At 31.4% G+C, this 13961-nt stretch carries 11 protein-coding genes; 2 read left to right on the forward strand and 9 right to left on the reverse strand.

The annotated features are described in order from the left end of the window. Positions 1 to 73: 73 nt before the first annotated feature. From FLACHUCJ7_RS24685 to FLACHUCJ7_RS24705, 5 genes are all read right to left on the reverse strand, one after another. Positions 74 to 373, reverse strand: a complete 300-nt coding sequence (locus FLACHUCJ7_RS24685) for a hypothetical protein (RefSeq protein ID WP_031454926.1) — start codon at positions 371 to 373, stop codon at positions 74 to 76. A 426-nt stretch (positions 374 to 799) separates the two neighbouring features. Further along, positions 800 to 2269 carry an oligosaccharide flippase family protein gene (locus tag FLACHUCJ7_RS24690; RefSeq protein ID WP_078229676.1) on the reverse strand — a complete coding sequence of 490 codons (1470 nt, stop codon included), beginning with the start codon at positions 2267 to 2269 and terminating at the stop codon, positions 800 to 802. A 94-nt stretch (positions 2270 to 2363) separates the two neighbouring features. Next, positions 2364 to 3647: a glycosyltransferase family 4 protein gene (locus tag FLACHUCJ7_RS24695; RefSeq protein ID WP_078229677.1), complete on the reverse strand. Its 1284-nt coding sequence runs from the start codon at positions 3645 to 3647 to the stop codon at positions 2364 to 2366. Between the two features lie 56 nt (positions 3648 to 3703). Beyond that, a complete protein-coding gene (locus tag FLACHUCJ7_RS24700) occupies positions 3704 to 6163 on the reverse strand; it encodes a YfhO family protein (RefSeq protein ID WP_180910903.1) in 2460 nt (819 codons plus the stop codon). Positions 6164 to 6214: 51 nt separating this feature from the next. Next, positions 6215 to 6496, reverse strand: coding sequence for a DUF4834 family protein (locus FLACHUCJ7_RS24705; RefSeq protein ID WP_078229679.1), 282 nt, complete (start codon positions 6494 to 6496; stop codon positions 6215 to 6217). A 123-nt stretch (positions 6497 to 6619) separates the two neighbouring features. Between FLACHUCJ7_RS24705 and FLACHUCJ7_RS24710 the strand changes: the two genes are divergently transcribed. Together FLACHUCJ7_RS24710 and FLACHUCJ7_RS24715 are read left to right on the forward strand one after the other, a co-directional pair. Continuing rightward, the gene (locus FLACHUCJ7_RS24710; protein WP_031454931.1) at positions 6620 to 7663 is read left to right on the forward strand and encodes a transporter; all 1044 of its coding nucleotides are present in this window, start codon (positions 6620 to 6622) and stop codon (positions 7661 to 7663) included. Positions 7664 to 7710: 47 nt separating this feature from the next. Then, positions 7711 to 8841 carry a GNAT family N-acetyltransferase gene (locus tag FLACHUCJ7_RS24715; RefSeq protein ID WP_078229680.1) on the forward strand — a complete coding sequence of 377 codons (1131 nt, stop codon included), beginning with the start codon at positions 7711 to 7713 and terminating at the stop codon, positions 8839 to 8841. A gap of 83 nt (positions 8842 to 8924) precedes the next feature. Here the strand turns inward: FLACHUCJ7_RS24715 and yidC are convergent, their stop codons facing one another. The 4 genes from yidC to FLACHUCJ7_RS24740 form a co-directional block, all read right to left on the reverse strand. Continuing rightward, positions 8925 to 10835, reverse strand: a complete 1911-nt coding sequence (gene yidC, locus FLACHUCJ7_RS24720) for a membrane protein insertase YidC (protein WP_180910904.1) — start codon at positions 10833 to 10835, stop codon at positions 8925 to 8927. 80 nt (positions 10836 to 10915) lie between these two features. Then, a complete protein-coding gene (locus FLACHUCJ7_RS24725; protein WP_180910905.1) occupies positions 10916 to 12529 on the reverse strand; it encodes a CTP synthase in 1614 nt (537 codons plus the stop codon). 601 nt (positions 12530 to 13130) lie between these two features. Beyond that, entirely contained in the window at positions 13131 to 13544 is a 414-nt protein-coding gene (locus FLACHUCJ7_RS24735) for a hypothetical protein (RefSeq protein WP_180910907.1), read from the reverse strand. 163 nt (positions 13545 to 13707) lie between these two features. After that, on the reverse strand, positions 13708 to 13944 hold the full coding sequence (locus FLACHUCJ7_RS24740; RefSeq protein WP_031454937.1) for a DUF3820 family protein: 237 nt from the start codon (positions 13942 to 13944) through the stop codon (positions 13708 to 13710). Between the last annotated feature and the right edge of the window lie 17 nt (positions 13945 to 13961).

The following is a 13961-nucleotide window of genomic DNA, read 5'->3' on the forward strand; positions in this document are numbered from 1 at the left end:
AGCCACGAATTACTTCTTTTACTTGATTGTAATGAAATAATTCGTGGCTAAAATTTTTAATCATTTTTAATTGCTAAGCAACTAAACATCTTTCTTCAAAAGGGACGCCATCTTCATCTATAGCAACTAAAATCTTTTTTTGTTTTGATGCTTCTATTGTAAGATATAACCATGCAACAGACCACAAACCTAATGTTAAACAAAAAATTATAAAATTGAATCCATGATTTACAGCTTTTCCTCCTTTTGAAAGTACAGCAAAAAGCATTTTGTCATTACGCTCTTCAAGCACAAATCCTTTATGAACCTTTTTCGAAATCATATTGGAAAATACTCGTAAACTTTCTTCCTGGGTGAATTGATTGCTCTTCATAATCATTAAATTAAAATTAATGTGACTTAATTTCTAAACTTACTATAACAAAAATACACAATCAAAACCCGCTTAACAATACCCACTTTTAGTGATTTACAAATAATTTTTCAACAGAAAAGAAGAATCGTTATTAATTTAAAAACATAATGCTAGTTTTCATTCAATAAAATAGAAAATAAACAACTATTTATTTTAACATCTTTCAATTAATTATATTTAAAATATTATGAATATTTTTTAAATATATTAAAATGATGACTTGAAATTATTATTTATAATCAATATCCAAAATTTTATCTAAAGAGCACTTTTTAATATATGAGGCGAAATAAAGTAATTTTATTTTCTAAATCGCCTGATTTGTTTCAATAGAAAAAAAAACCTAAAATACATTAGTTAATTATCAGTGTTTAAATAACGTTACTAAATCTTAACACCAATTTTTCTTAAAAGACTATCCATAACCTTATTGATATCTGGTGAGATAGTAAATTTATAATTTAGATACAGATATAAAATCGTGACAAAAATGGATTTCAAAGCAATTCCAATTAAAGGATAAACCTGAAATTCCCAAAAATAAAAAGCTAAAAACAAAGCTGTTGTAACAGCCAGTGAATATAAATTTTGTTTTGTAAAAGGATACAAATGAAGTTTTTTTACAACAAACAGCAGTTTGGCCAGACTATAAAAAGTGATAGACAATAAGGTTGCAAATGCAGAACCCATAATGCCGTAGAGCGGTATGAAAATTACATTTAAAATAAATGTCAGCACCACTAAACCTAGTCCTAAAAACAATACAGTTTTGTAATATTTTGTATTAAAAATGATAGCATTATTATTTCCTAAAATCAAATCAAAATATTTAGACAAACCTATCATAAAAACTACCGGAATTCCGCCTCTGTATTCGTCAGGAACTATTTCATACAACTGGTTAATATTCACAAAAATACATAACATTACAAAGCCTCCCACAATCTGCAGGTTTATGGATGTTTTTTTATACAAAATATTCAATTCGTCATGTTTGTTTTCGTGCATTAATTTAGCCGTAATCGGATATACAATTTGATGCATGGCCCGACTTGGAACCGAAATAACCAAAGCAATATAGGTTGCAACAGAATAATAAGCAATATTCTTGATTTCCATGTATTGATTTAGCATGAGTTTATCGCCATCTAAAAGCAAATTGGCAACACTTCCGGACAAAATAATATAAAAAGTATATTCCATTACACTTTTTACGTTTTCGGGAATTGTAATTTGAAAATTTGGTCTTTTGATATAAAAGGCATAAAACATCGTTATCAAAAAGGCTACAAAATAAATCGCAGCAGTTAAATAAACAAACTCAACCAATGAAATCCATTTAAAATACAATCCAACTAAGGCAAAACTGGAAAACAACCTCAAACCTACTTCTTTGATAAAGTTTCCAAAAACAGAATGCATGTGAACTCTTGCCCATGCATAAAATATTTCAAAATAGGCCATACAAATTCCAATAAATGGAATTAAGAGCATGAATTCTTTGACTACGGGATTTTCTTTAGAAACAAAAGCCGTAATATCATCAAAGAAAAAGATTCCTATTATTCCCAAAGGAATACACATCAATACCGGAAATAAAGCTGTAAAAGATAAAAATTGTTCTCTTTCTTCTTCAGTATTATATTGTGAGTAAAATTTAACTAAGGTATTCTGCATCCCGATGGCAAACAGGGGCATAATAACATTTGCTGCCGAAAGAATATAATTTGTTAATGCATAATAAGTTGCACCCAAATAAATGGGATACAAATAAAGTGTATTAATAGCTCCAATACCGAAACCTATATAAGTGATTATAGTGTTTTTGAAAGACTGATTTAAGACAATACCCATTTTTTGACTGCAGGATTTAGATTGTAGATTTTTGATTTGCTATTCTACTTTCTTATAATATTTGAAATTGTTATTTCTTTTTAAAATTGATATTTTAACGAATCAATTGTGCTAATTGCCTGGTTAGATTTTTTCTTGAATACTGCTGTAAACCAACTCCATTAGCCCTTAGGTTTCCTTCCAAAAATTGATTATAAAGGTCCAAAATTACACTTTTTAATTTCGCTTTTTCAGAATAATCAAAAAATACTCCTGTATTCGTTTCTTTTATGATATCAGCAAAATCTGACCCTTGAGGACCAATTGCAATTATTGGACGGTTAGATACCATATATTCGAATAATTTCCCCGGAATAATGCTCTTGGTATCTTCAGAATTAATTTCGATTAAAAGCAAAACCTGTGATTTTTTTTGATGCGCAATTGCCTCATGATGCGACACATAGCCCATAAGATTCAAATAATCATTTAGTTTAAATTCTACGATTGAATCAAGTACTTCCTGACTTACTGCACCAATTAACTTAATCTCTAAGTTCGATTTAAAATCAGAAGTTTCATTTAACAATTCAACAAGACATTCCCATAAAAACTTTGGGTTTCGATCTGATAAAAAGGAACCAATATGAGCGAGAGTAAATTTGGTATCCAAAACCTGCTTCTCTACGCTTTCAACATCATAACCATTTGTAATCACTGAGATAGGCTTATTGGTTATTGCCTGAAATTCTGTTTTAGTGGTTTTACTGGTTACAATAACAGTATCTGCTGAATTGAGAACTTTATGCTCTAATTGCTTGTGTTTTTTAGACGCATAACTTGACAGACGCAATGCCTTGTGATAACCAATAGTCGTCCAGGGATCACGGAAATCTGCAAACCACTTTACATTTAGTTTTGCTTTTAATTCTAAACCAATCAAATGCAAACTGTGTGGCGGTCCGGAAGTAACAATTGTATCGATATTGTTCTCCTTAATATATTTCTCAAGATAAGACACAGAAGGTTTTACCCAAAAAACACGTGCATCCGGAATAAAAAGATTACCTCGTACCCAAAGAAAAGTTTTGTCTAAAAAAGTCTGTTTCTTTTTATGAGGGAAAATTCCGGAACTGATTTTTTTTGTTTTTTTCTTTGAAAAGATTGAAGCCAATTGATAAGGCTCCCAGATTTTACTTTTAAGAATAATTACTTTATCTGAAATTTCACTTACCAAACCTTCATCAACAATTGGATAAGTTGGATTTTCCGGAACATAAACGATTGGCTGTACATCAAATTCCGGCAGGTATTTTACAAATTTGAGCCAGCGTTGTACACCAGGCCCTCCAGCTGGCGGGAAGTAATAAGTTATTATTAAGAGCTTTTTTTGTTCCATATTCCAATTCCACAGAGATCCACAAAGTATCTACTAAGTATCACAAAGATTTTAAATTATTTTTGAGTATCTCCGTGATTTCTTTGCGAATCTTTGCGAAAAAATTTTTCAAAATAAACTCCTCCAATTAAAAACAATAACATACCAATTGAACTTGCCAGTGTAATACTGCTACCCGTTTTAATAACCTGAGGTTCGAATTTAAATTCGATAGTATGTTTTCCACCCGGAATTTCCATAGCTCTTAAAACATAATCAACAGGAAAATGATCTGTTAATTGACCGTCGATATAAGCATTCCATCCATTTTTATAATACATTTCAGAGAAAACAGCTAAGCCGTCTTTTCCGTTATCCGATTGATATTTGATATAATTTGGTTTGTATTGAATTACTTTTATTGTTCCGGTTGTATCCCATTGTTTTTTTAATCGGGCACTTCTAAATTTAGCTTCATGTTCATGAACGTTAAAAACCGCAACTCTTTTGGTATCAATATGATCCAACGCCTTCATCACATCATCTGGTTTATTTACAAGTTTTACAGTACTCACAAACCAGGCATTTCCATTTGTATTTGGGTTTACTGTTGGAAATTCTTTTCCTTCCTTATCTGTCTGAATAATGTATTTTACGTTTAACATATCCAAAACTTCCATGTTATTTTTTGCAATCTGATAATCAAATAACTGTTGGATTCTTCTTGGTTTAGCAGCATGATATCCTCCTAATGAATTATGAAAATAAGATGCCCGGGCACTTGACATATTTCCGTTTACTTCGAAAACTCTGTAATGCGTAGTATCTTTTAAAATTTGAGCATCTGAAGGGGTTTCCTGAAATGGAGCTGCAATTTCAACCGGACTCACAAAATCTTTTGCTGAAACATATTTTTTATCTACAAAAAACAAATCAAAAACCATTAAAATGCCAACGATAATTAAAGTAGTATTCTGAGCCAGTTTATTTTTGATAAAGAGCCATAAAATCCCAAAAGTCACTACAATAAAAAATCCTGAACGTAATAAATCCGCAGAATACAAAGTCATTCTGTCTTCTTTTAAAGCATCAACAAACCCAGGACCGTAACTTTCTAAAAAGTAACTGTCACTGCTTCCTGAAAAATGGAAAAATCCTTTTGCAAATACTAAAATTATAATGACTCCCAAACCAAAAACACCAGTTTGGATAAGTGCTTTTTGCTGCAATTTAGGCTCTTCTTTTGATTTAAAAAACGATTGCAATCCCATAATTGCCAAAACAGGAAAACATAATTCCAAGATAACCTGAATCGAAGAAACTGCTCTAAACTTATCGTACATCGGAACGTAATCAATAAAAAAGTCAGTTAATAATGAGAAGTTTTTTCCCCAGGAAAGCACTAATGAAAATAATGCTCCTCCTAGGAATACATACTTTATTTTTCTGTCATCAATAAACAATGCTAAAATACCTAAAAAGAAAACCACAACACCGATGTAAGCAGGAGCAGCTACAATAGGCTGGTCGCCCCAATAAGTAGGCATTCCTGACACAAAATCCTGTGCTTGTGTAGAAGGAACTCCCTGCTCGGTCATAAATGAGTACATACGGCTGTCAGTTCCTACATTTTCATGATTAGAACCACCAAAAAGTCTTGGTGCAATAAGATTAAAACTTTCAGCAATTCCGTAACTGTATTCTGTAATATATTCACGGCTTAAGGCATTTTCATTGGTTTTCTTAGATCCATCGGGATTAAAAGTTAACTCACTATTGCTACGCGTGCTAAACTTAGCATATTCACTTGTAGCTAATAAATTAGTAGCATTTGCACCAATTGCTAAAATTCCGGCAATGGCCAAAACACCAATTGAGGTTAAAAATCCTTTATATTCTTTTTCTTTAATGAATTGAAAAGTATAGTACCCTGAAAGTATAAGAAGGAAAATTAATAAATAATAAGTCATTTGAAAATGGTTTGCATTCACTTCTAATGCAACCGCAAACATGGTAAGCAGTCCTCCCCAAATGTATTTTTTTTGAAAAACTAATATAAAACCTGCGATAACCAAAGGCATATATGCAATTGCATGTGCCTTTGCATTATGACCAACCCCAAGAATTATAATTAAATAGGTTGAAAAACCAAAAGCTATTGCACCAATAAATGCTTTTAAAGGATCTGTTTTTAAAACCAAAAGCAAACCGTAAAAACCTAAGAAATATAAAAATAAATAATCAGCAGGACGTGGTAAAAAACGCAAAACATCATCTAACTTACCTATAAAGTCATTTGGATAATTTGCTCCTAACTGATAAGTCGGCATTCCTCCAAAAGCAGAGTTTGTCCAATACGGCTCTGATTTTTCAACAGCTCTAAAATCATTTTGTTCTTTTGCCATTCCGGTATATTGAGCAATATCGGATTGGAAAATTTGTTTTCCCTGTAAAACCGGGTAAAAATAAATTAGGGAAACTAAAATAAAACCCAATATAACAAGGGCATGCGGATAGAACTTATTTACTATTTTCAATTTAGGTTGGTTTGGTTAAATGATGAATCCTGATTATTTCAGGGTACAAACTTAATCTATTTCTTCGTAATCAACATAATCGCCCACTTTTTTGGTTTCGCGCGGATTTTTAGCATTAGTCGTATTAATGATTATTTCATCATTATTGACTTGCGTTTTTTGCCATGTATTGTCCTGACTATATTGTTGTTGTCTAGAAAAATTCTCTCCTGCTTTTTCAACCGCTTTTTTTACAAGAACAGGCAAAAAGATTCTGGCTAAAAATTTAAAAATATAATAAAAAGCTATAATACCTATGATAATTCTTAAGCCTGTAAATGATGCTTCTTGCATAATCGTTTAATTTTTTTCAAAATTAATAAAACCATTGTTCAAAATTAAAATATCAATCTTAAATAAATAATAAAATATAGTACATTTGAAAACGTTATTACTTTTTAATCAAAAAATACATATATGTTAAAAATTAAAAACTTTTTGATAGCTTGCCTATTTTTATTCCCACAATACTTTTTTGCACAATATACAGATGTTATAAATTCAAATCGCCCAGGAGAAACCATGTCGGCTTTCTCTGTTGGAAAATCCGTAATTCAGGCTGAAGTTGGTCTGTATGGCATAAATGAAAAACATGATGTACAGAATTATGAAGCTACTGGTTTTGGAACTGATTTCACACTTCGCTGGGGTCTTTTTTTAGAACAGCTGGAATTTATCGCAGATATTCAGTATCAAAATGAAACCTTCACAACACCGGTAACCAGTTTTAAGAAAAGTAATTTTAAGCAGACTAATTTAGGTGCTAAATATTTAATTTATGATCCTTTCAAAAACTATAAAGGTGATGTTAATATTTACAGTTACGGCCCAAGTAAAAAATTTAAATGGCGCCAATTAATTCCTGCAGTTTCAATCTTTGCAGGAGCTAATTTTGTTTATAAAAATAATCCCTATGCATACAATTCAAATACACTCAATTTTTATTCAAATGAATCCGGCTTTTCTCCAAAAATAATGTTGATGACCCAAAATCATTTTGGTGATGGAAGATGGGTATTAGTATCTAATATTATTGCAGATTATATAGGTACTGATAACTCCGGATATGGATACATTTTAACTTTAACAAGAGGTTTTAACAGTAAATGGTCCGGTTTTGTAGAAAATCAGGCTTATAAAAGCGATTTATATAGCGATCTAATCGTAAGAGGCGGAGCAGCTTATTTATTATCAAGAAACGTACAGGTTGATGCATCAATAAGCAAAAATTTAAAAAATACTCCTTCATTACTTTACGGTGGAATTGGTTTTTCTATACGCTATGATGACAAACATAAAGAAGAACTAACAAGAGTAGGTAAACCCAAAAAGCCTAAAAAGGATAAGAAAGATAAACTTACAAAAGAAGAACAAGAGGCACTCGAAAAAACGCAAAAAGAAGAAGACTATCAGGAAAAAGAGCGCAAAAGAAAAGCAAAATATGAGAAGAAAAAAAAATAGCTTTTTTCAAATCCTTTTAATTTCTTAAAATAATAAAAACAAGTTTAATGATTACAATTAAAGAAGCCAAAACAAAAAAGGAATTAACCGAATACATTAAATTTCCTTTTGCTTTATATAAGGATAACCCATATTGGGTACCTCCTATTATTGCAGATGAATTAGAGTCCTTTGACAAGACGAAAAACCCAGCTTTTGATAATGCAGAGGCCTATTTTTATATCGCCTATAAAAACAATGAAATTGCAGGACGAATTACAGCCATTATTAATTGGGCAGAAGTCAACAACCAGCAAAAAAAGAAAGTTCGCTTTGGATGGTTTGATGTTATAGATGACATCGAAGTAACTAAAGCTTTACTGGAAAAAGTGCATGAACTGGGCAAACAAAACAACCTGGAACACATGGAAGGCCCAATGGGATTTTCAAATTTAGATAAAGTAGGAGTTCTAACAGAAGGTTTTGATCAAATAGGAACAATGATTACCTGGTATAACAATCCTTATTATGTCACCCATTTTGAACAGTTAGGTTTTCAGATCGAGAAAGAATACATTGAAAGTATTTTTCCGTTTTCAAATGTAAAACCAGAATTTTTCCTGAAAGCACAAGAACTCATCAAAAAAAGATATGGCTTAAAATCGTTAACTTTTACAAAGACGAAAGACATTATGCCACATGTTGACAAAATGTTTGATTTATTTAATGAATCTTACGAAAAGTTAGCTTCATTTGTAGCGATATCCGATGTCCAAAAAGAATATTTCAAAAAAAAATATATTAGTTTCATTAACCCGGAATATATCAAATTTGTTGTTGATAAAGATGATAAATTAATTGCTTTCAGCATCGTAATGCCTAGTTTTACAGAAGCACTACAAAAGATAAAAGGCAAGCTTTTTCCATTTGGATTTCTTCATTTATTAAAAGCACGAAAACATAGTAAAGACGTTGTTTTTTATCTTATCGGAGTACATCCGGACTATCAAAACAAAGGAGTTACAGCGATTATTTTTGATGAATATTATAAAACTTTCTCCGAAAAAGGAATTCAAAATTGTATCAGAACACCTGAACTATTAGAAAACAATGCTATTCATTTACTATGGAAAAACTTTGATCCAAAAATTCACTGCCAAAGAAAAACATATCGAAAAGATTTGTCCCAATGGACATAACGATAATTCTTATTTACAAAGATTTATATATCAAAAAAGGTCGAAATTAGATAATTTCGACCTTTTTTTAATTCTGTAAAAGATTATTTCTTTTTATTTTGAGTTTTTTTAGCTGCTTCCTGCTGCTCCATAACTTCCTGAAGACGCTGTTGAAACTTGCTTGGTTTTTTAGGCTCTTTTTGTTTATTTTCCTGAATCTGAGCATGAATTTTATCAGTATCAACAATATAGTTTTTAATTACAAACATGATCCCTATTGTAATTAAATTCGAAATAAAGTTATACAAACTCAATCCGGCACCATAGCTATTAAAGAAAATCAACATCATTAATGGTGAAACGTAAATCATGATCTTCATCATCTTCGCCATATCTGGCATACCTTCCTGCTGTGGAGCTGCCATTTGCTGATCGCCTGAAGTCATTTTCATATAGAAGAAAATTGCAATTGCTGCCAGGATTGGAAACAAACTGATATGATCTCCATATAATGGAATATGAAATGGCAATTTTACAACCGAGTCAAAAGAAGACAAATCATTTGCCCAAAGAAAACCTTTCTGTCTTAGTTCAAAAGCTGACGGAAAGAACTGAAACGATGCATACATAAAAGGAAGCTGAATCAATGCAGGAATACATCCAGCCATTGGGTTTACGCCCGCTTTGTTATATAGCTTCATTGTTTCCTGTTGTTTCTTCATTGGGTCTTTTTTGAATTTTTCTCCCAACTCTGTAATTTCAGGACGCAAGACTTTCATTTTAGCCTGCGATAAAAATGACTTATAAGTAATTGGCGACATGGCCAATTTAATAAGAATAGTAAAAATAATAATGGCAATTCCTAATGACAATCCAATTGTTGAGCTCAGGAATCCAAATAGCGGGATAAAAACCCATTTGTTAATCCATCCGAAAATTCCCCAACCTAACGGAATAATTTTTTCGAAATTTTTATCGTACGATTTTAATACTTTATAATCAGCAGGTCCAAAATACCAGCTCATTTTATAATCAATCTCTCCGTTAGAAAATGCTAAAGGAACAGTTGCTTTAAATTGCTTTGTAAAAACTGTATCGATTTTTTCATCTTTAACCAAATTCTCAGAAACTAACTGTGATTTTTCGAAAGAAGTATTTGTTTGTAAGATTGTAGTAAAAAAATGTTGCTTAAACGCTATATAGTCAACTTTTTCGGGCTTTTCTTCTTTATGATCACCTTGACCTACATAACTTTCTTTTCCTTCTTCGTAATTGTAGTAGATTTCAGCGTAACGATTCTCATAAGAAATGCTTTTTTCATTTCTGTAAGTTTTTAAATCCCATTGTAAATCTAATGGCTTAGAAGAATTCAAAACTTTATTTAGTCCCTGAGAACGAACATCAAAACCAACTAAATAATCGTTTGGTTTCAGGATATATTTATATTCTAAAAACTCGTTAGCTCCAGCTTTCAAACGCATTGATAAAATTTGATCTGCACCAACTTTAGTTACTGTTGGCTCAAAAAACAAATCTTTAGAATTTAAAGTCCTGTTATCCGTTGTCTGTAACTGAATATTTAAATTAGAATTATTGTCTTTAATCAATTCTACTAATTGTTTAGAACCTTTTTCAAATCTTTCAAACTCCTTTAATGTTGCTTCAACAATATAACCGCCTTTGTTAGCAATTTTAAGTTTAATCTTTTCGTTTTCGATAGTTGTATAAGCTTCTTTTGCAGACGGAAGTGTAGCCGAGTAAGCAAAACCCCCTAATGTTTTTTGCAATTGTGCCAGCTGAACAGTATCTCCAGGAGTTGCAGCAATAGGCAAAACAGCAGTTTTAGTTTTATCCGCTTTCCCCTGAGCTTGTTGTTTAGCGACTAATTCTTTCTTGGCTTTTTCAGCAGCAATCTCTTTTTCAGAAGGCTTATTCTGGTACATAATCCAAATAAGGATTCCAAATATCAATACAAAACCAATGATTGAATTAAGGTCAAATTTTTTTTCTTCCATTATAGTTTAAAAAAGTTATTCGTTTTAGAGTATTAGTTATGAGTTTTACTCAAAAGTTACACCCTTCAGTAATATTAATATTATTTTTTATGCGTATTTACAGCTGCAGCCACAAAATTCACAAAAATTGGATGTGGGTTTGCTACAGTACTTTTATATTCAGGATGGTATTGTACACCAATGAAAAATGGATGGTTTTCAAGTTCTACAATTTCTACCAAACCAGTATCAGGGTTAACTCCCGATGCAATTAAGCCCGCTTTTACTAATTCCTCTTTATATTTATTGTTGAATTCATAACGATGGCGATGACGCTCAGAAATCGTTTTTTCACTATAAATTCTGTGTGCCAGCGTATTTGGTTTAATATCGCATTTCCATGCTCCAAGTCGCATTGTTCCTCCTTTATCTGTAACTGTTTTTTGGTCTTCCATCAAATTTACCACAGGATGTTTGGTTTTATCATTCATCTCGGTAGAATTCGCTTCAGCATAGCCCAAAATATTTCTTGAATATTCGATAACCGACATTTGCATTCCTAAACAAATTCCGAAAAATGGAATATTATTTTCACGTGCAAAACGAACTGCCTCAATCTTCCCTTCAATACCTCTTTCACCAAAACCGGGAGCGACTAAAACACCGTCAAGAGGACCTAATTTTTCTTCAACATTATCAATATTGATATGTTCTGAGTGTATAGAAATTACATTCACTTTAGTTTCATTTGCAGCACCGGCATGAATAAAAGCTTCTAAAATAGATTTGTAACAATCCTGCATTTCTACATATTTCCCAATCAAACCAATATTTACGGTCTGTTTAGGATTTTTTAATCGGCGTAAAAAAGTGTTCCATGTTTTTAAATCCGGAGCAGCTTTTTTAGGTAAATCTAATTTTTTTAAAGCCACAACATCTAATCCCTCTTCAAGCATTAAATTTGGAACTTCATATATTGTTGAAGCATCGATAGATTGAATAACTGCTTCTTTTTTTACATTACAAAACAAAGCCAATTTATTGCGCAATTCCTGAGACAATTCGTGCTCTGTTCTGCAAACCAAAATATCTGCTTTAATACCACTTTCCATCAACGTTTTTACAGAGTGCTGTGTTGGTTTTGTTTTTAACTCACCGGCAGCAGCCAAAAATGGTACTAAAGTTAAATGAATTACAATTCCATTATTTTCACCCAATTCCCAAACTAATTGACGAACAGATTCTATATAAGGCAACGATTCAATATCACCCACAGTTCCGCCAATTTCAGTAATAACAATATCATAATCACCTGATTTACCAAGCAATTGCATTCTGTCTTTAATTTCATTTGTAATATGAGGAACAACCTGAACCGTTTTTCCCAAAAACTCTCCTCTTCTTTCTTTTTCAATAACCGAAAGATAAACTCTTCCTGTAGTAACGTTATTCGCCTGAGAAGTAGGAACATTCAAAAAACGCTCGTAATGACCTAAATCCAAATCAGTTTCTGCACCATCGTCCGTTACATAACATTCTCCGTGTTCGTACGGATTCAATGTTCCCGGATCTACATTAATATATGGGTCAAATTTCTGAATAGTGGTACGATATCCTCTTCCTTGTAACAATTTAGCCAAAGATGCCGCAATAATTCCTTTTCCTAATGAAGAGGTCACACCTCCTGTAACAAAAATATATTTTGTTTGATTCATTCTGTAGTTGTTTGTATTGTAGTTGTGTAAAAAACTTGGCAAAAGTACAAATTAAATTAGACAATTTCTCTATTCAGGAATGAGATAATTTTGCAAATTTTCAGGTAGAAGACGAATTGTTTCCATAATCAATATTTTCTATCTCACAATTCTTATTTTTTTAAACAATCATCTGATTTTAGAAACAATTAAATCAATACTAAATCATAAAATGAAAAAAGAAAGAACAGCAAACTAAAAATTACATCAGAAAAAATTAACAATTTAAAATTAGACAATTTGACAATGACATTTAAAAAAAACCTAACTATCAATTGAACAAGGAAAAATAAAAAAACTTTTATGCTATAAACATTAAACAGTATTGCTTTCTCAAAATTCAATCTCAGAATCTGCGAAAAAGCTCTTGTCAAGCCACGGCTTTTACAATAAGTTTGCGGTAATCCATCACAGGAAGAGCTCAATCTAAAACTCATATAAGGTGATAAGTAAGAATACAAAAAAATAAACATAATTAACAGTGCAAAAATTATGTTTATCTTTTTATAAGATTCCTGTTCGTAAGAAGATTTGATCTGTGGCACTAAAAGTGTAATTATTTTTATTCTTCAACCGTAACAGTAGTATCTGTTACAATATGCGCTTCTTTATTTAATGAATCTTGTATTTCTATTTTTTTCGCTTCTACTTTTATAGAATCGATAGCATCAGATATCTCATCTTTATGAGCAATAGCAGTTGCGCCAATAGTTCCTACTACGATTAAAACCCAAATAATTACAAATACTGTAGCAGCAATTCCAAGAATCAAACCTGCTTTTGGCATTGTTGTAGATGCATTTTCTTTTTTAGCCTGAGACACTCCAATTGCCCCTAAAACTATTGCCAGCACTCCGAAGATGATTGCAATTAAACCAAAACAAGGAATAAAAGCCGTAATGGTACCAATTATACCTAATATTAAAGCAGCAACGCCCATTCCCTGACCTGCATTTGATTGTAAATTTTTTTCCATATGGTTTTATGTTAATTTTCACAAAAATAGAGAAACGAAAATTCGAAACCCCTACAGTACCACAAAGTTATTAACATTTAAAAAGTAATTTTCTCACTAACTTAATTATTGTTAAAATACCCTTGTTACATTCTGATATATGTTCATAGAAAAAAGCAAAAACCTATTTTAAAGGCTTTGGATATTGTTTTTTAATATTCCGAATCAGTTCTTCCAGTCCGTTTAATTTTAATTCATAAATAAGTTGCAATTGCTGCCCTAATTCTCCTTTTGGAAAACCCTTATTATGATACCAAACTACATAATATTCGGGTAAATCAATTAAAAAACGGCCTTCATATTTCCCAAAGGGCATTTTGGTATGAGCTAATTTTATAAGAAGTTTTTTGTCTTGTTCCATTTTAAAAAGAAAAGAAG

This window comes from Flavobacterium salmonis (assembly GCF_903819435.1).
Lineage (GTDB): Bacteria > Bacteroidota > Bacteroidia > Flavobacteriales > Flavobacteriaceae > Flavobacterium > Flavobacterium chungangense.

Bases quoted from the DNA above. Each gene is read 5' to 3' on its own strand.
- FLACHUCJ7_RS24705 (WP_078229679.1), bottom strand. From the start codon at position 6,496: ATGCAAGAAGCATCATTTACAGGCTTAAGAATTATCATAGGTATTATA.
- FLACHUCJ7_RS24690 (WP_078229676.1), bottom strand. From the start codon at position 2,269: ATGGGTATTGTCTTAAATCAGTCTTTCAAAAACACTATAATCACTTAT.
- FLACHUCJ7_RS24740 (WP_031454937.1), bottom strand. From the start codon at position 13,944: ATGGAACAAGACAAAAAACTTCTTATAAAATTAGCTCATACCAAAATG.
- FLACHUCJ7_RS24715 (WP_078229680.1), top strand. From the start codon at position 7,711: ATGATTACAATTAAAGAAGCCAAAACAAAAAAGGAATTAACCGAATAC.
- FLACHUCJ7_RS24685 (WP_031454926.1), bottom strand. From the start codon at position 373: ATGAAGAGCAATCAATTCACCCAGGAAGAAAGTTTACGAGTATTTTCC.
- FLACHUCJ7_RS24710 (WP_031454931.1), top strand. From the start codon at position 6,620: ATGTTAAAAATTAAAAACTTTTTGATAGCTTGCCTATTTTTATTCCCA.
- FLACHUCJ7_RS24695 (WP_078229677.1), bottom strand. From the start codon at position 3,647: ATGGAACAAAAAAAGCTCTTAATAATAACTTATTACTTCCCGCCAGCT.
- FLACHUCJ7_RS24735 (WP_180910907.1), bottom strand. From the start codon at position 13,544: ATGGAAAAAAATTTACAATCAAATGCAGGTCAGGGAATGGGCGTTGCT.
- yidC (WP_180910904.1), bottom strand. From the start codon at position 10,835: ATGGAAGAAAAAAAATTTGACCTTAATTCAATCATTGGTTTTGTATTG.
- FLACHUCJ7_RS24725 (WP_180910905.1), bottom strand. From the start codon at position 12,529: ATGAATCAAACAAAATATATTTTTGTTACAGGAGGTGTGACCTCTTCA.